Annotated in this window: 15 protein-coding genes and 3 pseudogenes; 12 read left to right on the top strand and 6 right to left on the bottom strand. The window is 69.8% G+C overall.

All coding sequences use genetic code 11. The annotated features are described in order from the left end of the window. Positions 1-190: 190 nt before the first annotated feature. Positions 191-931: a hypothetical protein gene (locus tag BW737_RS07740; protein ID WP_099330355.1), complete on the bottom strand. Its 741-nt coding sequence runs from the start codon at positions 929-931 to the stop codon at positions 191-193. 247 nt (positions 932-1,178) lie between these two features. Between BW737_RS07740 and BW737_RS07745 the strand changes: the two genes are divergently transcribed. Further along, positions 1,179-2,645 carry a L,D-transpeptidase family protein gene (locus tag BW737_RS07745; protein ID WP_099330356.1) on the top strand — a complete coding sequence of 489 codons (1,467 nt, stop codon included), beginning with the start codon at positions 1,179-1,181 and terminating at the stop codon, positions 2,643-2,645. A gap of 7 nt (positions 2,646-2,652) precedes the next feature. Here BW737_RS07745 and BW737_RS07750 read toward each other — a convergent pair whose 3' ends face one another. Then, positions 2,653-3,297 carry a TetR/AcrR family transcriptional regulator gene (locus tag BW737_RS07750; RefSeq protein ID WP_086614061.1) on the bottom strand — a complete coding sequence of 215 codons (645 nt, stop codon included), beginning with the start codon at positions 3,295-3,297 and terminating at the stop codon, positions 2,653-2,655. 166 nt (positions 3,298-3,463) lie between these two features. On the opposite strand from BW737_RS07750, the gene BW737_RS20215 reads away from it, so the two are divergent. The 3 genes and pseudogenes from BW737_RS20215 (at position 3,464) to tsaD (ending at position 8,227) form a co-directional block, all read left to right on the top strand. Continuing rightward, positions 3,464-5,296, top strand: a complete 1,833-nt coding sequence (locus BW737_RS20215; protein WP_086614060.1) for an ABC transporter ATP-binding protein — start codon at positions 3,464-3,466, stop codon at positions 5,294-5,296. A 145-nt stretch (positions 5,297-5,441) separates the two neighbouring features. Next, positions 5,442-7,118: an ABC transporter ATP-binding protein gene (locus BW737_RS20220; protein ID WP_476723622.1), complete on the top strand. Its 1,677-nt coding sequence runs from the start codon at positions 5,442-5,444 to the stop codon at positions 7,116-7,118. 63 nt (positions 7,119-7,181) lie between these two features. Then, positions 7,182-8,227: pseudogene (tsaD, locus tag BW737_RS07765) on the top strand (tRNA (adenosine(37)-N6)-threonylcarbamoyltransferase complex transferase subunit TsaD). A gap of 38 nt (positions 8,228-8,265) precedes the next feature. Here tsaD and BW737_RS07770 read toward each other — a convergent pair. Beyond that, positions 8,266-9,462, bottom strand: a pseudogene (locus tag BW737_RS07770) (glutamate--cysteine ligase). Between the two features lie 62 nt (positions 9,463-9,524). Next, on the bottom strand, positions 9,525-10,922 hold the full coding sequence (locus tag BW737_RS07775) for a class I SAM-dependent methyltransferase (protein ID WP_086614058.1): 1,398 nt from the start codon (positions 10,920-10,922) through the stop codon (positions 9,525-9,527). A gap of 151 nt (positions 10,923-11,073) precedes the next feature. Between BW737_RS07775 and BW737_RS07780 the strand changes: the two genes are divergently transcribed. From BW737_RS07780 to guaB, 3 genes are all read left to right on the top strand, one after another. Next, positions 11,074-11,769, top strand: coding sequence for a SanA/YdcF family protein (locus BW737_RS07780; RefSeq protein WP_420835721.1), 696 nt, complete (start codon positions 11,074-11,076; stop codon positions 11,767-11,769). A 228-nt stretch (positions 11,770-11,997) separates the two neighbouring features. Beyond that, on the top strand, positions 11,998-12,294 hold the full coding sequence (groES, locus tag BW737_RS07785; protein WP_073327475.1) for a co-chaperone GroES: 297 nt from the start codon (positions 11,998-12,000) through the stop codon (positions 12,292-12,294). A 140-nt stretch (positions 12,295-12,434) separates the two neighbouring features. Further along, on the top strand, positions 12,435-13,958 hold the full coding sequence (gene guaB, locus BW737_RS07790) for an IMP dehydrogenase (protein ID WP_086614056.1): 1,524 nt from the start codon (positions 12,435-12,437) through the stop codon (positions 13,956-13,958). Between the two features lie 28 nt (positions 13,959-13,986). Here guaB and BW737_RS07795 read toward each other — a convergent pair whose 3' ends face one another. Then, positions 13,987-14,751, bottom strand: a complete 765-nt coding sequence (locus BW737_RS07795; protein WP_086614055.1) for an exonuclease domain-containing protein — start codon at positions 14,749-14,751, stop codon at positions 13,987-13,989. A 337-nt stretch (positions 14,752-15,088) separates the two neighbouring features. Here BW737_RS07795 and BW737_RS07800 point away from each other — a divergent pair, with 337 nt between their 5' ends. Together BW737_RS07800 and BW737_RS07805 are read left to right on the top strand one after the other, a co-directional pair. Beyond that, on the top strand, positions 15,089-16,498 hold the full coding sequence (locus BW737_RS07800; RefSeq protein ID WP_086614054.1) for a hypothetical protein: 1,410 nt from the start codon (positions 15,089-15,091) through the stop codon (positions 16,496-16,498). After that, positions 16,488-17,611: pseudogene (locus tag BW737_RS07805) on the top strand (GuaB3 family IMP dehydrogenase-related protein). The gene BW737_RS07800 and the pseudogene BW737_RS07805 overlap by 11 nt, the downstream one beginning before the upstream one ends. Positions 17,612-17,701: 90 nt before the next feature. Here BW737_RS07805 and BW737_RS07810 read toward each other — a convergent pair. Further along, positions 17,702-18,157: a PLDc N-terminal domain-containing protein gene (locus BW737_RS07810; protein WP_086614053.1), complete on the bottom strand. Its 456-nt coding sequence runs from the start codon at positions 18,155-18,157 to the stop codon at positions 17,702-17,704. 63 nt (positions 18,158-18,220) lie between these two features. Between BW737_RS07810 and BW737_RS18120 the strand changes: the two genes are divergently transcribed. The 3 genes from BW737_RS18120 (at position 18,221) to BW737_RS07820 (ending at position 20,918) form a co-directional block, all read left to right on the top strand. Further along, positions 18,221-18,967 carry an O-succinylbenzoic acid-CoA ligase family protein gene (locus BW737_RS18120; RefSeq protein WP_257210609.1) on the top strand — a complete coding sequence of 249 codons (747 nt, stop codon included), beginning with the start codon at positions 18,221-18,223 and terminating at the stop codon, positions 18,965-18,967. Then, on the top strand, positions 18,864-19,538 hold the full coding sequence (locus tag BW737_RS18125) for an AMP-binding enzyme (RefSeq protein WP_338063884.1): 675 nt from the start codon (positions 18,864-18,866) through the stop codon (positions 19,536-19,538). Before BW737_RS18120 ends, BW737_RS18125 begins: the two co-directional genes overlap by 104 nt. A gap of 156 nt (positions 19,539-19,694) precedes the next feature. After that, positions 19,695-20,918: an MFS transporter gene (locus BW737_RS07820; protein WP_218961846.1), complete on the top strand. Its 1,224-nt coding sequence runs from the start codon at positions 19,695-19,697 to the stop codon at positions 20,916-20,918. The last annotated feature ends 15 nt before the right edge of the window (positions 20,919-20,933 follow it).

Here is a 20,933-nt window from a genome sequence, read left to right on the forward strand (position 1 = left end):
GAGACGCCATTGGCGGCCCCGTCCGCGGTGCACAGTTTGACGTCGGTGAATCCCGGATTCCCGTCAATGGCCGCGAGGATCGGGGCGGCGTGGTCAAGCGCAGGAGCGTCCTCATCGCCTATGGGCAGGCCGCGTACGTCGATAGTGGGTTGAAGCTCGTTGCCCGGATAGGTATTGGTGGCGTCGAGCGTCAGCCTCGCTCGGTACCAGGCGCCGGAGGTATTGCGGTGACCTGGTCAATAGCATCGAGCGGTGGCTGGTTATCCGCGGTCGACTCGATTTGGACCTCCCATCCGTTCATCGTGAACCGGTCATTCAGGCTGACTGTGGCGGCGTTGTCGCTGAAAGACGTTGTGGCGAGCAGGTCGGTGGGGACCGCGTCCACCTTGCCGCGCTTGACGTCGAGTGAGTTCGATCCGATGGTCACGGACTCGGCGCCGCTCTGCGCTAGATCAATGGCAATGCCGATCAGTTCTATCCGCCGGGCACGTACCGGCTCGGTGAGTTCGTCGTCGCTCGTTGTGCGCGGGTACACGATGACGCCGTAGTGGGTCAGGGAGGCGGAGCGATACTGCCATTCCAGCTCGATGCTGAAGTAGTCCGCAGTGACGTGGCGGTCCTCCATCGCCTTCTCGAGTGCGCCGTCGATCACGGCGGCGGCGTCCGCGGCGTTCGTATCCGGAACCAGAGCGACGTCAGCGGTGAGGCCGCACCCCGTCTCCATGTAGCTGACGCAGTAGACATCGACGGCATCAACGGCACTCTGGTCCTCGAGCCAGGCGCGCATCGTGTGCCCCCCGTTCATCGTTGCGCAGCCGGTGAGGGGCAGCGCGGCCAGTACCAGTGCAAGCGTTGATACGGCAATGCCGCTACGGCGTCGTCGGCTGGACCGGGCGGTGGGAGGAACGACTTCGCGGGTGCCGGTGAACATGACCGAATCATGCGTGAGGTGTCGGAGCGGCACCACGGGCAGCACTCCCCATCACTGGTCCCGCGGACCTGGGTCGGGCAGCCAGGGCTCTCATCAGAGTCCTCCGCCATATCGACCGACCTCGGCACGTAACGCCTACCGACCTTGGCGCATGTGGCGGGTGCCGCAGGTCGGCAATCACAGGCGGCCGCTGTATGGTTACCGCCTCCCCTCAAGATGTCGTTACACTGCCTTTACCGGAGGGACGGTGAACAGACTCCTGCGACTACGGCGCGCACTGGCCGCGCATACGCCCAGACACGCCGCCGGCGGACTCGACGTTCGCCGGCGGGTAATCTCCGTGCTGCTCGCGCTGCTCTTGGCGGCGCCGCTGGCCGGCATCTCCGGCCGCGCCGCCTATGCCGTGGACCTCGCGCCCGCCGACGCCAGCATCGGTGGGCAGAGCATGGCCGGCATGACCCGCGATGAGGTCGCGGCCGCCGTCTCCGCCAGCGCCGCCGAGACCACGGTCACCATTACCGTCGCCGGACAAACCATCACGACCCCGCTGGCGCAGGCCGGCGGGCATGTGGATGCCGACGCCCTGGCCCTCGCCGTCGTGTCCGGCAAGGATCCGGCGTCCCCGGCTACACCCGGGGATGAGCCGGCCGCCGCCGTGGACCCCGAAGCCGTAGCCGCTCTTGCCGCCCGCATCGACGCTCAGGTCGGCACTCCCGCCGTGAACGCCTCCATCCAGCCCACCGCTGCCGGGGACGCCTTCGAGGTCGTCCCCGGAACCAACGGTCGGGGCATGGACGTCGAAGCACTGACCGCCGTCGTCGCCACGGCCACCGAGTCGCTCACCTCTCAGAGCGCTGAGCTGACGCTCGTGGACATTGCCCCTGTCGTCTCCGACGCGGCTGCCGAGCGGGCCGCTGCGGACGCCGACGCGCTCATCGCCCCCACGGTCACGCTCACCGCTGCGGGGGAGACTATTCAGGCCGACGCCGCTACCCGTGCCTCCTGGGTGGGCACCACCGCCGCAGAGGGCGAACTCGTACCCACGCTACTGGACGAGAGCGTCGCCGTCTGGGTCGACGATGCCGCCACCGCAATCGAACTGGACCCCATTACCGGAATCGACAACGTCGACGCCGACGGCAACCTGCTAGAACCCGCCCGCCCCGCCCAGGACGGCCTGGAAGTCACCAACCGCGACGCGGTCACCGACGGCATCATCGCCGCCCTGGAATCCGGCGAGTCCTACAGCGGCGAGCTGACCAGCCGGGCGGTCGCTGCCGATACCGAGCAAAGGGTGGTGTCCTCCGGCACCGACCGCTTCGCCTACAGCGCCGAGGACGGCGAGAAGTGGATCGACATCAACCTCACCGACTCCACGATCACCGCCTACGAGGGCTACGAGCAGGTGCACGGCCCGAATCTCATGAACCACGGCGGCCCCGGGAACGAGACCATCACCGGCACCTACGAGGTGTACCTGAGCTATGAGACACAGGACCTGGGTTGCAGTCCTGGCTGGTCCTACTGTCAGAAGGACGTGCACTGGGTGACCTACTGGCACGGCAACTACGCCATCCACTCCGCCCCCTGGGCCGAGCACTTCGGGGTCGGTTCCGACGCCGGCTCGCACGGGTGCATAAACCTCCCGGAAGAGGAGGCCCACTGGTATTACGACTGGGCCGAGACTGGCACTACCGTCGTCAGCCACTACTGAGCCACGGCTACCCGTCGGCGGCCGCGATGCCGCGGATAATGACCTCGATTTTGCGGTCCAGCCAACCACGGTCGATCCATGCGCTGGAGGGGGCCAGCTCGGAGGGCAGCTGCGTCGCCCGTCCGTCCGCCTCGTAGCGCCTGCGTGCCACCTCCAGCCCGCTCGGGCCGTCGGGGCCGCCCTGGGCGTCGGCGTCGTGCGCCTCCGGCGAGGCCCCCGAAGCCTCGCCGACGGGCGCGCGCGCAACCTCGGTCTGCAGATGCACGCTGATGACCGTGTCGGCAATGAAGTCCAGGGTTAGGACCGCATTGTCGGGGGCCAAGCCGCCCCGCGTGAGTGCGCGCTGTGCGTCCGCAATGGGCCGGGCGAAGAACTGATAGGCCCAGGATGTGGACACCAGCGTGCCGGCCAGGCCCGGGTGCTCCTCCAGCAGGGTCCACAGGTGCTCGGCGTAGTCGCGCGCTACCTGCCGCCAGGGCCCGACCAGGTCGGAGAAGTCGGTGTCGGCAGCGATCCGCTCCAGGCAGGCGCGCAGCAGATCCTCGCGTGAGCTGATCGTGCGGTACAGCGCCGAGGTTGCGACCCCCAGCCGCTGGGCGACGCCGGAGAGCGTGAACCGGTCGACGCCGATCTCGAGGGCAACGTCCACCACGTCCCGGCGAGTGAATCCGGGCTTCGGCCCGGTGGGATTGCCTGGCGCGTCATGCGGGTCACGTTACGCGACACAGGTTTGCTTACGACTCTTGTGCGTCACGTCCTGTGAAAGTAAGTTCGTACTTACTCAATAAAGAACGACTTTCTTGATTGGAGTGTGAGACATGCTGAGCACGTCTACGACGACGGCACCCGACCAGGCGCCGTCGTCGACCCGGCCAGCCGACGACCGCGCCCGCGTCGTCGCCGGGCAGGCGGCCATCAAACGGCTCGGTGCGCCGGTACGCTCTCGACTGCGGCTAGGTCAAGCACTCGTCGTCGCCTCCGGGTTGCTGTCCATCGCCCCGTACGTGGCGCTCGTACAGTTGGGTGACATCCTGGTGTCGGCGCATGAGGCCGGCGCCGCGCCCGATCCGGAGCGCGTGCGCGCCACGGTGATGGTGCTGATCGGCGCCTACTCCACCCGCCTGCTGCTGTACTCCCTGGCCCTGCTGATCACCCACTTCGCCGACCTTGCCCTGCGCGACCGGTTGCGTCGCGATATCGTCGCCCGCCTGACCCACACGCCCCTGAGCTGGTTCACCGCCTCCACCTCCGGGCGGCTGCGCAAGGCCGTGCAGGACGACACCACCACCGTGCACACGGTGATCGCCCACGGGCCGGTGGAGCGTCTCAACGCGGTGGTCTCCCCGGTGGCGCTGCTGGCCTGCGCCTTCTGGATCGACTGGCGACTGGGACTACTGAGCATCGGCACCATCCCCCTGTACTTCGCCACCTACTCGCTGTCCCTGCGCGGCATGAATGAGAAGACCGTGGAGATGGATCGTCGCTTGGAGGACATCTCCTCCGCCATGGTGGAGTTCGTTGCCGGCATCGGGGTGGTCAAGGCCTTCGGACAGGTCGGTCGCGCCCATGCCGCCTACCTGCGGGCTGGAGACGAGTTCTCTAAGTTCTACCGCGCCTGGGCCATGTCGCTGATGAACATCAGCTGCCTGTCCATCACTTGGGTGTCCATCCCGGTGCTCCTGCTGGTCAATCTGGGCGGTGGAAGCCTGCTGCTGCGCGCCGGCCTGGTCACGCTTCCGCAGGTGCTCACCACCACCCTGATCGCCCTGGTGCTGCCCGGAGCCATGGTCACGATCGCCACCGTGTCCTGGTCCTACCAGCAGGCCGGGGCGGCCGCGCTGCGCCTGTGTGACATCCTCGACGCCCCCACCCTGCCCGCCGCCGTCCACCCGCGCCGCCCCGACGACGCCCGCGTAGAGATCGAGCACGTGTCCTACTCCTATGGGGATACCCTCGCCGTCGACGACGCCTGCCTCACCCTGGAGCCCGGCACCGTCACCGCCCTGCTGGGGCCATCCGGCTCTGGCAAGTCGACCCTGGCGACCCTGATTGCCCGCTTCGCCGACCCCGACGCCGGCGCCGTGCGCATCGGCGGAGTAGACCTGCGCGACATGGACGAACAGACCCTGTATGACACGGTCTCCTTCGTCCTCCAGGATGCCCAGCTGCTCGACGCCCCCATCCGCGACAACATCGCCCTCGGCCGTCCCGACGCGGATCTGGAGCAGGTGCGCGCCGCCGCCCGCGTCGCCCAGATCGACGACTTCATCATGACGCTCCCCGCCGGTTATGACACCGTCATTGGGCGCGACACGGCGCTGTCCGGTGGGCAGGCTCAACGCATCGCCATCGCCCGTGCCGTCCTATGCGACACGCCGGTGATCCTGCTCGACGAAGCCACCGCCTTCGCCGACCCCGAGTCCGAGGCGGAGATTCAACAGGCCCTTTCGGAGCTGGTTAGGGGGCGCACGGTGCTGGTCATCGCCCACCGGCCCGCCGCCGTTCGCGGCGCCCACCGCATCGCGGTCATGGATCGCGGCCGCATCGTCGCCTCCGGCACACATGCCGAGCTGCTCGCCGAGCCTCACTACCGGGCACTGCTGCGTCAGGGCGGCATCGACCTCGACCCCCAGGAGAACAGCCATGACTGAAACCATGAACTCGGCCGCCCGGACCACCGTGAACCCGACCACAGTCGGTGCCCAGGCTGGAGATGATCGGTACGCTTCCCGTTCCCTGATGGCCCGCTACCACCGCCTCATGGGCCCCGTCGCCTGGCGACAGGTGACAGGCGGCATGGGGATCGGCGTCCTCAGCGGGATCTTCTCGGGACTGGCGCTGCTGTTCCTGCTGCCCGCCTCCGTAGCGTTGGCGACCGGCCGACCCTGCTGGGGGCTGAGCTTCGGCGGGTGGCTGATTGTGCTCGCCGTCCTCGCCGTCGCCGCCGCGATCGCCGACTACTTCAGCCAGCGCATCGGCATGACGGGCGCACTCGGCTTCCAACACGACGTCCACTACGCTATCGGCGACCAGGTGGCCCGCGTGCCATTGAGCTGGTTCGACGCCGACTCCGCCGGCGTCATGTCCCGCGCCGTCTCCCGGGAGATGATGTCTCTGTCCGAGTCGGCGGCGCACTTCCTGAACTCGCTGAGCACCACGGTAGCCGGATGCGTGGTCATCTGGCTCGGTTCCTGGGCATGGGACTGGCGCCTGGGACTGCTGCTGACCTGCGCGGCGCCGCTGCTGGCCGTGTTCCTGCGCGCTTCCCGCCGCCTGATCGACCACGGCAAGGCCGTCTCCGAGCCCGCGGAACGCGAGCTCGCCGCCCGCATCGTGGAGTTCGCGCGCTGCCAGGGAGCGCTGCGCTCCTGCCATGCGGCCGCCGACTACCGCCAGCTGTCCGACGCCTTCGACGCCGTCGCCCGCACGTCCCGCCGCGGCCTGTGGTGGGAGACCGCCGGCAATCTGGTCAACGGAGTCCTGGTGCAGGTGATCGTCGTGGCCATGATCGCCCTGTCGGCGGCACTGGCCGTCTCCGGAGCCTTGGAGCCGTTGCAGGCGGTGGTCACCATCGGTATCTGCCTGCGCTTCACCACCATGCTCGACTCCATCGGCACCACCACCGCCGGCATCGAGGAACGCCGCCAGATGATGGACCACCTCGACACCGTAATGGATGTCGCCCCGCTGCCGGAGCCAAGCGCCGCCGCTGCGGAGTCCGAGCCCGGTGCCGTCGAACTCGACGATGTTCACTTCTCCTACCTGCCCGGCACGCCGGTGCTGCGCGGAGTGAGCGTGCATGTGCCCGCGCGCTCCATGTGCGCCATTGTGGGCCCCTCCGGCAGCGGCAAGACCACGATCGCCCGGCTGATTGCCCGCTTCTGGGACGTGGAAGCCGGCACCGTGCGCGTGGGCGGCACCGACGTGCGTGACATGCCCGTAGCGGACCTGATGAGCCGGCTGTCCATGGTCTTCCAGGACGTGTATCTCTTCGATGACACCCTTGAAGCCAACATCCGCATCGGCAACCCGGACGCGGACGTCGCTCGGGTGCGCTGGGCGGCCGACCTGGCGGGGGTGACCGAGATCGCGGACCGACTGCCCGACGGGTGGGACACGCGCGTCGGCGAGGGCGGGCAGGCACTGTCCGGCGGGGAGCGCCAGCGGGTGTCCATCGCCCGCGCCCTGCTCAAACAAGCACCCATCGTCCTGCTCGACGAGGCCACCAGTGCCCTAGACGCGGAGAACGAGGCACACATCGTGGCCGCCATGCAGGAGCTGCGCTGCACCTCCACACTGATCGTGATCGCCCACAAGCTGGAGACCGTTGCCGCCGCCGACCAGGTCGTCGTCCTGAGCGAGGCCGGGCAAGTCGCCCAGCACGGCACTCACGCCGACCTGGTGGAGGCCGCCGGTCCCTACCGGGACTTCTGGAACTACCGCAGCCGCACCGCCGGTTGGCGGCTCGTGTAGCCGCTCAACCGCTGGTCGCGCGGAATCCCGGCCGGGGCCGCTGGGCGGCTAGGCTTGGGCGCCGTGAGTGAACCACTGATCCTCGGCATCGAGTCCACCTGCGATGAGACCGGCGTCGCCTGGTACGCGGCCGTGAGCTGCTCGGCGACGTCGTGGCCACCTCCATGGACGAGTACGCCCGCTTCGGCGGCATCATTCCGGAGATCGCCTCCCGCGCCCACCTGGAGTCCTTCCTGCCCACCCTGGACGCCGCACTGGACCGGGCCGGAGTGACGCTTGCCGACGTCGACGCCATTGCCGTCAGCGCCGGCCCGGGACTGATCGGCTCTCTCACCGTCGGCGTCAGCGCCGCCAAGGCCCTGGCCGCCAGTCTCGGCAAGCCCATCTACGGCGTCAATCACGTCATCGGGCACATCGCCGTCGACGAACTCATCGACGGACCCGCGCCCGAGCACTTCATCGGCCTGATCGTCTCCGGCGGCCACTCCAGCCTGCTGGACATCCACCACCTGGCCACCGACGTCGTCGAGCTGGGGGCCACCCTCGACGACGCTGCCGGGGAGGCCTTCGACAAGGTCGGGCGCCTGCTCGGCCTGCCCTACCCCGGCGGCCCGCACGTCGACCGGCTCTCACGGCAGGGAAACGTGGAGGCGATCCGCTTCCCACGCGGGCTGGCCGCTGCCAAGGACCGCGAGCGCCACCGCTACGACTTCTCCTTCTCCGGCCTGAAGACGGCGGTCGCCCGCTACGTGGAGTCGCTGACGGATGCCGGCCAGGAGGTGCCGGCGGCCGACGTCTGTGCCGCCTTCTCCGAGGCGGTCAACGACTCGCTGACCGCCAAGGCGGTGCGGGCCTGCCAGGACACCGGCTGCGACACCCTGGTGATCGGCGGCGGCTTCTCCGCCAACTCCCGGCTGCGGGCGCTGGCGGCACAGCGCTGCGAGGAGGCCGGTATCACCCTGCGGCTGCCGCCGTTGAAGTACTGCACGGACAACGGCGCCCAGATCGCCGCCCTCGGTGCGGCGGCCGTGCGCGCGGGCGTGGAACCCAGCCCCATGGACTTCGCCCCCGACTCCGGCATGCCCCTGGACGTTCCCGTGGCCCACTGATCGCGACCATGCCGGTCACAGCGACCGGTTTCGGTGCGTTACTTGTGCCGATCTCGCGAGGGGCGGGCCGGCGTCGCCGGGGCAGGCGCGACGCCGTCGGCGACCAGGGCCGTAACCTCCGCGGGAACCAGCGGTCGGCCGGCGCGCACCTCCTCCAACAGCAGCCGCATGGCCGCCTCGTTGCTACCCGCGGCCGTAGCGGCGGCCAACTGGCGCTGGTAGGAGGCGCCCGCGTCCAGAGTCGCGCGCACGCTCTCCAACTCCGTCTCACAGCGCAGGTCCGCGGCCACCGGTGCCAGCTCGGTGAGCATCCGCTCCACGGTGTCGGTGACCAGCTCCTCCGTGCCGGACGAGTCGGTGATCAGGATGGCGTCCATCCCGTAGCGGGCCGAACGCCACTTGTTCTCATTCACGTACCACGGCGGCAGCGCGTCCAGTTCCTCCCCGCGGTCCAGTCGGCGGGAGAAGTCCTCAACCAGGCACTGAGTCAGGGCGGCGATGCCGGCCAACTCGGTCAGGTTGGTGGCGGCGTCGCAGGAGCGCACCTCGATCGTGCCCAGGCGCGGCGAGGGGCGCACGTCCCAGCGGACCTCGGTGAAGTCCTCGATCACGCCGGTATGGACCATGTCCCCGACGAAGCCCTCCAGTTCTTCCCAGGAGCCGAGCTGGTGCGGGGCGCCGGCGGTCGGCAGCTGCTGGAACATCATCGCCCGGTTGTCCGCGTAACCGGTGGAGGCACCCGCCAGAATGGGGAGGAGGCGCTCAGGCACTGCAGATGGGCGGTGCGGGTGAGTAGGGCGGACAGAATCGGTAGCACCTTGTCGCGATTCTCAATGCCCACGTGCACGTGTGTGCCGAAAATGAGCATCTGGTGGCCCCACAGCCGGGTGCGGTCAACCAGGCGGGCGTAGCGCTCGGCATCGGTGACCTTCTGCACCAGCGGGTCGGCGAAGGGTGGTGCCGGCGCTGGCCAGTTGCACCCGCAGCGGGTCCACCACCGGCAGCAGCCGCCCGTAGGCCAGCGCGATGTCCTCGATGCACTCGGCGACCGTGCGACGCGCCCCGGAGACCAGCTCCACGGTATTGAGCATCATCTCCCCATGGATGTGTGGGTCCTGGCCCACCGGGCCCAGGATGTCGGCGGCGCACTGGCGCAGGTCCAGACTGTCGCGGTCCACCAACTGCAACTCCCACTCGATGCCGAGCGTGGAGCGTTCAGAGCGAGCGAAGGGCATATCCGTGCGGTGGATCAGGGGAGCACGGTGCCTTCGGGTGAATGCGGGCGTGGTCGGTGTCATTACGGAGCTCCTTCGCGGGAGGCGTTTTGCGGATGCTTAAGGTGCTGAACGGTCCGGACGTGGGAGCGCGGGCGGGACGGCAGGGCCGAGCCTGCCGGGGCGGGCCCGGGTGCGGCCATCTCGGCTTCGATGGGTTCGACGACGAGCACCGCGCCTCGGGGGGAGCGGCCGTGCTCGCCGCGCGCGCCGATGCGCGTCAGCAGCCAGGTCTCCCCGGCGTCGCCACGCGGACGCAGGGAGGCGCGCAGCGCGTCGGGGGAGAGGTCGACGCCGCGGGCGTGAATCTCCAGGCGGCCGATGCCACGGCTGCGCAGGCGTGAGCGCAGCGCCTTCAGGTGCAGGGGCAGAACCTCCACCAGCCGCCAGGAGCGCACGAAGGGGGCCAGCTCCGGCCCGGCGGGCCGCGAGCCGGTCAGGTAGGCGATGCGGTGCCCGACCGGGCGGGCATCCAGTCGGCCCGCCAAGTGGGCGACCAGGCCAGCGCGGATGGCGGCGCCGTCGGGCTCATGAATGAAGCTCCCCAATGTCTCCGGCCCGGCGACCGGGTCGAGTTGGACCGGCGGGACGGCGGGGTCGGAGCAGTCGGGGTCGGTCAACACCTGGGCGGGGGGTCCGCCGTCGGGCCGCGTGCGCAGCACCAGGGCGGAGCGGCCGGGGCCCTCCGGGGCGAGCGGGCCGCACCAGATGCCGGCCTCTACCACCTCGCCATCCACGCTCACCCATTGGGCGTGGGCGTCGGCGGGCAGCAAAGCGTGGTCAATGCCCGGGGCGACCTTCACGCCGAGCGCCGCCACCTGCTCGCGCAGGGCCAGCACGCTGCTCAGCGGTGGCGACCAGTGCTCGGGGTCGGTCAGGCGCCGCCCGCCGGCGCGTCGCGCCGGGTCGGCGAAGACGGCGTCCACGCCCGCGGCCGCCAGGTCCAGCGCCAATGCGTCGGCACAGCGCACCTCGGCGTTGGGGAAGGGGGTGAGGTTGATGGTGGCCAGCGCCGCCGTCGCCTCGTCGCGCTCCACCGCCAGCACCCGGGGGCACAGCGAGGCCAGCGCCAGTGCGTCCCCGCCAATACCGCAGCCCAGATCGGCCACCAACCGACTGCCGGCGCGCGCGTAGCGGGCCGCATGGTGGGCGGACACGGCCAGCCGCGTGGCCTGCTCCAGGCCATCGGGGGTGAACAGCATGCGGTCGGCGAAGGGGCCGAACTTGGCGGTCGCGCGCTGGCGCAATCGCTGCTGAGTCAGTGCGGCCGAAACCAGCGCGGGGGAGCGGCCCTCGCGGCGCAATGACTCGGACAGGGCGAGGGTCTGGTTAGGGTCGTAGGGTGGCAATGATTCGAGCAGCTGCCACCCTCGGGGGTCAGCAGCGGGGCGAGGTCGGAGCCGTCCATCGCGCAAAATCATGACACGCCGACCCGCTCACGCGCCGCAGGGGGAGACCCGTCTCACTATCGCCGCGCCATCGGCCGACAGGGGCTACGCTGACACGTCCGTATGGGCCGACTGGTCCGCAGGCGAAACGTCCGGGCCGTCGGCCGGGAGAAGGAGGACACGCGTGGCACGACGCAGCAGGCACCGCCGCTGGCGATGGGCCCTGGGCGGGCTGGTAGCGCTCGCGGTGGCCGCGGTGACGCTGCCCAACGCCTGGGTGTGGGCGGCCGCCTCCGGGCACGTGACCGACTTCGGGGCCGCCGACGATGACGCGACCGCGCCGGTGGCCATCGTGCTGGGAGCATCCGTCTACTCCTCCGGCGAGCCCTCCCCGTGGCTGCGCTACCGACTGGATGTGGCCGCCGGCCTGTACGAGTCGGGTCGGGTGGACGCGATCCTGGTTTCGGGCGACAACGGTCAGGCCAGCTACAACGAGCCCATCGCCATGTACGACTACCTGGTCTCGGTCGGCATCCCCAGCGAGGCGATCGCCGTCGATTACGCCGGCTTTGACACCTACGCCACCTGCGTGCGCGCCAGCCGGGTCTTCGGCGTGTCCGAGGCGATTATCGTCACCCAGGACTTCCACGAGGCGCGGGCGGTGGCCGTGTGCCGCGCCGTCGGGGTGGATGCCAGCGGTGTTGGAGACGCGCGCGCCCGCGCCAACCGCTCCACCTGGACCTACAGCTGGCTGCGCGAGCGTGGGGCCGCGGTCAAGGCAGCCTGGGACGTGGCTACCCGCCGCACCCCGCTGCTGGGGGACCGGGAGACCAGCGTGGAAGAGGCCATTGCTTTCACCCGTGCCGACCGGGAGGCGTAAACGACAGGCCCGGGCACGCCCTCGGCGAACCGTGATGCGCGGCTTAGCACTCGCGTTGACTGAGTGCTAATGGTGCGCGTAGATTCTGTTTCGGCGCGCGAGGTGCTTCGGCACCTTGTGCGACCCGCAGCTCACGCGTGTCGGACCGACCCCCGCGACGGCGGCTCGGCACTCCCGGGATGCGGCATCCAGTCATTCCACATTCAAGAAGCGAGAAGGGGAGAACGCATGTCGATCTCCATCAAGCCGCTCGAGGACCGCATCGTCGTACAGACGGTCGAGGCCGAGCAGACCACCGCGTCCGGGCTGGTCATCCCGGACACCGCCAAGGAGAAGCCGCAGGAGGGCAAGGTTCTGGCCGTGGGCCCGGGCCGCGTCGACGACTCCGGCAAGCGCATCCCGGTGGACGTCGCCGAGGGCGACGTCGTCATCTACTCCAAGTACGGCGGCACCGAGGTCAAGTACGACGGCGAGGACTACCTGATCCTGTCCGCCCGCGACGTGCTGGCGGTTGTCACCCGCTGACCCGGCACCCGCCGAGGTTTTGACATTACCCGTGGGGCGGCAGGCACGTGCCTGCCGCCCCACAGGTCTGTTCCGGGGCTGTGGGGGCTGTGGTGCATCCCGGTGTGCGGCAGGCGCCGTCGGGGCTTTACGATGCCTCTGTGAGCGACTCGATCACCAGCCCCGACATCTTCGCCCCCACCGGACTCACCTACGACGACGTCCTCCTGCTGCCCAGGCTCACCGACGTCATCCCCTCCGAAGTCGATACGACCTCCCGCCTGACCCGCAAGATCTCCCTGGCCACCCCGCTGCTCAGCGCCGCCATGGACACCGTCACCGAATCCGACATGGCCATCGCCATGGCCCGACAGGGCGGCATCGGCATCCTGCACCGCAACCTCTCGATCGAAGAGCAGGCCCAGCACGTGCGCCGCGTAAAGCGCTCGGAGTCCGGCATGGTCTCCGACCCGGTCACGGTGGGCCCGGATGCCACCATCTCCCAACTGGACGAGCTGTGCGGCCACTACAAGGTCTCCGGCCTGCCGGTGGTCGACGAGGCCGGTAACCTGCTGGGCATCATCACCAACCGCGACCTGCGCTTCGTGCCGCCCGAGCGCTGGGACACCCTGACCGTGCGCGAGTGCATGACCCCGCGCGAGCGGCTGATCACCGGCCCCGCCGGCATCTCCCGCGAGGACGCCAAGGCGCTGCTGGCCGAGCACCGCATCGAGAAGCTGCCGATCATCGACGCCGACGGCCGCCTGTCCGGCCTGATCACCGTCAAGGACTTCGTCAAGACCGAGCAGTACCCCAACGCCACCAAGGACGAGGCGGGCCGCCTTGTGGTCGGCGCCGCCGTCGGCTACTGGGGCGACACCTGGGAGCGGGCCGGCGCCCTGGCCGAGGCCGGCGTGGACGTGATCGTGGTGGACACCGCCAACGGCGGGGCGAAGCTGGCTCTGGAGATGATCTCCCGGCTCAAGCGTGACCCGGCCTTCGCCGGCATCGAGGTGATCGGTGGGAACGTGGCCACCCGCGAGGGCGCGCAGGCGCTCATCGACGCCGGTGTGGACGCCGTCAAGGTGGGGGTGGGCCCCGGCTCCATCTGCACCACCCGGGTGGTCGCCGGCGTCGGCGTGCCCCAGGTGACCGCCGTGTACGAGGCCGCCCGCGCTTGCACTCCGGCGGGTGTGCCGCTGATCGCCGACGGCGGCCTGCAGTACTCCGGTGACATCGCCAAGGCGCTGGTCGCCGGCGCCGACACCGTCATGCTCGGTTCCCTGCTGGCCGGCTGCACCGAATCCCCCGGGGACCTGGTCTTCGTCAACGGCAAGCAGTGGAAGCGCTACCGCGGCATGGGCTCGCTGGGGGCGATGAGCTCGCGCGGCCGCAAGTCCTACTCCAAGGACCGCTACTTCCAGGCCGACGTCTCCGGGGACGACAAGATCATCCCCGAGGGCATCGAGGGGCAGGTGCCCTTCTCCGGCTCCCTGGCCGACGTCGTCTACCAGCTGGTCGGCGGGCTGCACCAGTCGATGTTCTACGTGGGTGCACGCACCATCCCCGAGCTGAAGGCCAACGGCCAGTTCGTGCGCATCACCGCGGCCGGGCTCAAGGAGTCCCACCCGCACGACGTGAAGATGACCGTCGAGGCCCCCAACTACACCGGCCGCGAGTCCTGACCGCGGTCGCGCCGCGGCGCCGACGCCGTCACATGCCCTCGGGTAGCGGCCATGCCGGGTCGACGTCGGGCGTGCGGCCGCGGCGGCGCAGGAAGTCGTTGAAGGAGACCGCCCAGTCGCGGTGTGCCGCCGCCTGCCAGGCCATCAGATCCGCGCGCGGAATGCGGGCGATCTCCGGGTGCGCGTAGGCCATGGCGTCGAGCACGTCGAGCGTGGCAACCACATCCACCTCCGCGGTGTGCAGCCCGCCCGCTTGCGGGTCCACGCCGTAGAAGGCGCACAGGTCCGTCAAGCGGCGCTTGCCCCTGCGGTAGCGGTCCACCCGCCGGTCGATCACCAGTGGATCCACCACCGGGCCCAGCTCCCGCCCCAGCCGTTCGCGCACGGTGGGCAGGTGATGGCGGGCCAGCTCGGCCTCCAGCAGCGTCAGGTCATAGGCGGCGTTGTAGGCGACCACGGGTGTGCTGGCGGCCATTGCCTGTGCCAGCGCCGCCGCCACCTCCTCCAGCACCTGTGCGACCGGGCGGCCCTCGGCGCGGGCGCGCTCGGTGCTGATGCCGTGCACGGCCGTGGCCGACGCGGGGATCGCCACCCCCGGGTTAGCCAGCCAGGTGGTGATGCGCTGCGGGCGCGTGCCATCGGCGCCGCGCGGGCCGCGGGCGACGAGTGCCGCCGTCACCAGCCGGTCCGCGGTGGGGGAGACCCCGGTGGTCTCGGTGTCGAACCCGAGCAGCGGGCCGGCGGCCCAGGAGTCGGGCGCCTTGGCCGGGAGGGATGCTGGTTGCTCGCTCATGTGCCGAGTGTGCCACCGGCCACCGACACAAACCGTGTGGGTTACGTGGGTTACCGGCGTAGACGCGGCGCTTGAGGCGGCGTGCAGCGCGGTGACGGCGGGGCGCGGAGATGGGGGCCTGGCGTCTTACCGTCGCAGCCGTTCGCCAAAGCCCGCCTGGTTCGGCGTCGGCAGGTTCTGAGCACGCCAGTTGTCTGCTCCGGGCGGCGGGTCGGTACCTACGCGGCACACCACATAGGGGCGCCCCGGTCTGGAGCACCGCGCTGACGCCGACGACTCGGATGCGTTGACCGGTGTTGTTTCGTGTGAACCGGTCTGGGTAACATTGGAGGTGACAGTGAGCGCCCGAAAGGACGTCGCTCACTTCACATTGCTGGAGGTCCGGGGCGAACACCTGGGCCTCCAGTGCTGTCTGGATGTCTGGAAGGAAGTGCAGATGCCAGGTGCGGAGTCCATCGTGTCCGCGCTCGCCCGGGCGCTGCGCCGTACATGGGGCACTCCCTCCGAGCAGTACCTCCACGAGTCTTGGCAAAGGCGGCTCCTGCACGCGACTCTCGGGCGCGAAACCGGCCAGGAGGCACTGCTGGCCGCAGCGCGGCGCTCCCTGGCGCCCATTGCTGTGCATGAGTACTCGCCGGACGCCCTCACGGAGGCGACCCAGCGTCTCGAACGCGCCTTGCAGGGGCACGACCTCACCGAACTCGCCATCCAGGCGGCCACCAACAAGGCAGCGGTTCGCGCCGCTTTGGTCGAGGCCTGTGACCATGGAGATACGTCCGCCGACGGTGCCGTGGACCTCACCCAGCGCATGACAGATGCTGCTTTGAGCACGCTGGTGGAGCTGCTGCGCGAGGATCCCGGTTCGCTGCCCGCGGTGGCGGTGGCGGGGCTGGGGCTGATGGGCGATGTGCACAGCGGACAGGCGGAGATCGCTCAGAGACTGCAACACCTTGAAGGAACACTGGTTGAGCGCTTGGCAGACCTGCACCGGGGGCAGCAGCACCGGGATCCTTATCCAACCGTGTTGCTCCCCCTGCTGAGTGAGTCTCGGATGCGGCGCTACCGGGAGCTGACAGACAGTGACGAGGCCGCGCTGCGCCTGTACCAGTGGAACATCGACATGTCGGCCGAGCTGTACGCCTCCCTGCACCTGGTAGAGGTTCTCATGCGCAACTCCATTGACATGGCGTTGCGCCCGTGGAACGCCTCTCAGAAGGGTTCCAACGGCTCTGAGCTGTGGACCCTGGCGCCTTGCTTGCAGTTGCACAAGCGACTCGGAGCGGACCTGGCTGACGCAGAGCAGCGCGTACAAGCCGCCTTCCGGCGTAGGCCCCGGACTCAACGGCCCGAGCACCCAAGCCATGACGACATGATCGGGCAGCTTCCCTTCGGCGTCTGGGCCAAGCTCATGCCGCGTCGCCACCGGCGGCGTGGAGCCAGCAGGTGGCTGTGGCGCCAGGCCCTCCACCAGGCATTCGCTAACCTCGACCCGGCTTCGGAAGAGGCGCCGTTTCTCCTCGCCGACGCTGTCCGTCGGCTGCATGCCGTGCGTAACCGGGTTGCACATCTTGAGCCGGTGCTGTCCAGTGAGGAGATCCGAGGCACGTATCGTGACGTCCGTCTGGTTCTCGGAGCTATGGCGCCCGAGGCCGAGGAGTGGTTCATTTCCCAGCAGCGGCTGACTCAGTTGCTGCGCGACCGTCGGTACAGGACCGAGACAGAAAGGACAACCACGGATGAGCGGTGAGATCGAGATCGGGCGGGACAAGCGCGCCCGGCAGGCCTACTCCTTCGACGACATTGCGCTGGTCCCGGCGCGCCGCACCCGCGATGTGCGCGACGTGCGCGTCGGCTGGCAGCTGGACGCCTACCACGTGGACCTGCCGGTGATGGCCTCACCCCAGGACTCGGTGATGAGCCCCGAGACGGCGATCCTGGTCGGGCAGCTCGGTGGCATCGGCGTGCTCGACCTGGAGGGGCTGTGGACCCGCTACGAGGACCCGGCCCCCGCCCTGGAGCGCATCCGCTCCGCCGCCCCCGAGCAGGCCACCGCGGTGCTGCAGGAGGTCTACCGCCCGCCGGTGCAGCCCGAGCTCATTACCGCCCGTCTGGCGCAGATTCGCGAGGCCGGCGTTGTCGTCGCCGGACGCCTCAGCCCCTCCCAGACTCAGCGGCACTGGCGCACGGTCGTCGAAGCGGGCGTCGACCTGCTGGTGATCCGCGGCTCGGTCGTCTCCGCCGAGCACGTCTCCGGCTCGGTCGAACCGCTCAACCTCAAACGCTTCATCTATGAGCTGGACGTGCCCGTGGTGGTCGGCGGGGTCACCACCTACACCGCGGCCCTACACCTGATGCGTACCGGCGCGGCGGGCGTGCTCGTCGGCCAGGGCGGTGGCGCCTCCTCATCCGTGCGCCAGGTCCTGGGCCTGCACATGCCCATGGCTACCGCAGTCGCCGACGTCGCCGCCGCCCGGCGCGACTACATGGATGAGTCCGGTGGCCGCTACGTGCACGTCATCGCCGACGGCTCGGTCGGCAACTCCGGTGACGTGGTCAAGGCCATCGCCTGCGGCGCCGACGCGTCATGCTCGGCGCGGCCCTCGCGCGCGCCGAAGAGGCCCCCGGCGGCGGCTACCACTGGGGTGCCGAGGCCCGTCACGAGCGGCTGCCCCGCGGCTACCGCAGCTACGTCGGCACGGTCGGCACCATGGAGCAGATCCTCTCCGGCCCCTCGGACCGTGCGGACGGGACCCTGAACATCATGGGCGCCCTGCGCCGTACGCTCGCCACCACCGGGTACGCCGACGTCAAGGAGCTTCAGCGCGTCGAGATCGTGGTCGCCCCCTACGAACCAAGTTGACGACGCCGCGCGGGAGGGCACTTCGGGGGGGTACCTGGAGCGTCTGGCTGACAGTGCTAGGGGTGCCGGACGGTGCCAGCGGGGGGGGAGTCAGGACGTCGGGGAGCCGTCCGAGGACACGCCCGGGCCGTCCGACCTGTGATCGTCCGGGCCCTTGCCGGAGCCACCATCCTTGCTGCCCGGAGCGTCGCCCATACGCGTGTCCTTGTCCTGGCGGCGACGGCGGCGGATGTCCCGTTCGAGATGGGCGAGGAACTCCGGATCGTCGTCGGGGGCGACCGGGCGGGGGCGCTGCGCCAGGTGCAGATCGATGCTCTCCCTGGAGGACCACACGGTGCGCTCGATTTCGCCACCGCGTTCCTCGGCTGCGCGCACCCGGGAGGTGATGATCCAGGCGATCGGTCCCACCACGATCATCAGCAGGATCAGCAGGATCCATATGGGCTTGGGCAGGCGGGCCGGCATGTTTTCGGACGGGGTGCGCACGCAGTCGAGCAGGGCGTAAAGGGTCAGCGCCAGCGGGAGGATGTAGGCGACGGCACGCACGTATCTACCCTATCCGTTCGTCGAGCTATGGTGGCGGCCGGTTGGCGTGCCACCCTGGTGTTTGTGTCTTCGACAACTAGCTTTCCCCGCCCGTTGTTCCTCATGCGCGGGGGCAATCGCCCCGACGACGTCGCCGCCTGCATCACAGTGCTGCGCGACCGGATCGGGGCAGGTGCCGGGCGGGCCGGCCAGGCCCGCCCCCTGTTGGTTCCCATCGGCCCGGGGGAGGACGAGAACGCCGTCAAGTCTGACCTGGCCCGGCGGCTCGACCCCGGCGGACCCGCCGCCGACCCGGAGACCGACTTGCTGCTGCGCACTTCCGGTTCCACCACCGGCACCGGCGCCCTGGTCGCCATGAGCCTGACCGCGCTGACGGCCTCGGCGCGGGCGACGCACGCTCGTCTGGGTGGCCGCGGGATCTGGGTGCTGGCCCTGCCTGCGCAGCATGTTGCCGGGCTACAGGTGCTCATCCGATCCATCCTGGCCGACCGCGAACCGGTGGTCGTCGACCCCAGCGGCGGCTTCGATCCCGGGACGCTCGCGGACGGGGTTGAGCGCGCTCTGGCCGCCCGCGGCGGTCCGGTCCGGCTGTCCCTCGTACCCACCAATTGGTACGCGTGCTGGCTCCCGGGCAGGAGCGGCTGCCGCCATCCTGAGTCGCGTCGACGCCGTCCTGTTGGGTGGGGCTGCCGCCGACCCGTCCCTGTTGGAACGCGCCCGCGCCGCCGGGATACGGGTGGTGACTACCTACGGCATGAGCGAGACCGGCGGCGGTTGCGTATACGACGGCGTGCCATTGGACGGCGTTAAGGCCCGCATCGACAGCCCCGATGCGAGCGGCGTCGGCAGGATCGTGCTGTCCGGGCCGGTGCTGGCCCGCGGCTACGCCGAGAAGGGGGCGTCGGACAATCGGCCGGCGGGCGCGGCGGTCTTCCGGGAGCGTCCCGATCTGGGGACCGGGCGCGAACTGCTCACCAGCGATATGGGGAAACTGATCGACGATGCGGACGGGATGCGGCGCCTGCGCGTGCTGGGACGCGTGGACGACGTGATCATCACCGGCGGCATCAAGGTTGTCCCGCGGGAGGTCGAACACGTGCTCACCGCGCTGGACGGGGTGGCGGAGGCCTGCGTCGTCGGGCTGCCCGATGCACAGTGGGGGCAGGCGGTTGCCGCCGTCGTCGTCCCGGAGTCGATGGAGGAGGTTGGCGACCGGCGGGACTGGGCACGGTGGCTGCGCGCCGTCGCGCGGGAACGACTGGACGGCGCCCACGCGCCCAAGCACGTCGTCGTCGCCGAGGCACTACCACTGCGCGGTCCGGGCAAGGTTGATCGGCGGGCAGTTGCGCGGCTGGCCGGTGAATCCGGTGCGGTCGCTTAAGACTCCAGCGTAGGCGCGCAGGTGAGAGCAGGGGGCGGTGGGGCTACGGTGCCCTTGCGCCCGGGGAGGGAACGAGTAAAATAACACCATCGGTCAATTTGTGGTTGGTGCTGTACGGCCTGTCAGTACCGCGTTCCATTACCCCGAGAGGTTCCCGTGTATCTGCTGCTGCTCGCCATCATCTACCTGGCCTTCATCAGTCTGGGGCTGCCGGATTCGCTCGTGGGGGCGGGCTGGCCCGTTATGCACGAGGACTTGGGAGTGCCGGTCTCCTTCGCCGGGGGCGTCACCTTCATCATCGCCGTCGGCACCATCGTCTCCTCTCTCGCGTCGGAACGCCTGACCCGCCGCTTCGGCGCGGGCGTGGTCACGGCGGTGAGTGTGGCGATGACGGCCGCGGCGCTGCTGGGTTTTTCCACGGCCACCCAGTTCTGGATGCTGTGCCTGTGGGCCGTCCCCTACGGCCTGGGCGCGGGCGCCGTCGACGCGGCACTGAACAATTATGTGGCCCTGCACTACAGCGCGCGGCACATGAACTGGCTGCACAGCTTCTGGGGCGTGGGCGCCTCAATCAGCCCCTTCGTCATGAGCCTGGCTCTTTCCGCCGACGGCGATTGGTCGGCGGCCTACCGGGGGATCGGCCTCCTGCAGATCGGGCTGGCCGCGGTGCTGCTTGCCAGCCTGCCGCTCTGGCGCCGCGTCGCGGCTATCCATCCCGGCGAGTCGACGACGGAGGACGAGGGCGCCGAGATGAACGAGGCCGCCGGGGCCGGCGGTGCCGCTGGAGACGCCGCCGGGCACGTCTCGATCCGGACGGCGTTGCGCATCCCCGGGGTGCCCTCCGTGCTGCTCGCATTCTTCGCCTACTGCGCCTTCGAGCAGACGGCGATGCTGTGGGGCGCCACCTTCTTCGTCGCGGACCGAGGCTTCGACGCCTCCACGGCGGCATCCTTCGGCGCCCTGTTCATTCTGGGGCTGACCGCGGGCCGCTTCCTATCCGGCTTCTTCGCCGACCGGGTTGGGGACCGGATGCTGATCCGCGGCGGCTTCCTGCTGGGGGCCATCGGCGCGGCGATCGTGGCGCTGCCTTTGGGGCAGGTGTCATTCGTCGGCTTCGCGCTGGCCGGCATCGGGGCGGCCCCGGTGTATCCGGCGGTGATTCACTCCACGCCCGCGAACTTCGGGCGCGCCAACTCGCAGGCGATTATCGGCATCCAGATGGCGGCTGCCTACACGGGGACCACTATCATGCCGCCGTTGTTCGGGATCATCTCCGGCCGGGTCGGACTCTGGCTGCTGCCCTTCTACCTTCTGGCCCTGGCCCTGCTGGGACTGGCAATGACCGAGCGGCTCAACCGGCTGCCGCGCCGGAGCGCCTGAGGCTGCGGGCAGGGA

The sequence above is a fragment of the Actinomyces ruminis genome, assembly GCF_002154335.2.
In the GTDB taxonomy this organism is placed as follows: domain Bacteria; phylum Actinomycetota; class Actinomycetes; order Actinomycetales; family Actinomycetaceae; genus Actinomyces; species Actinomyces ruminis.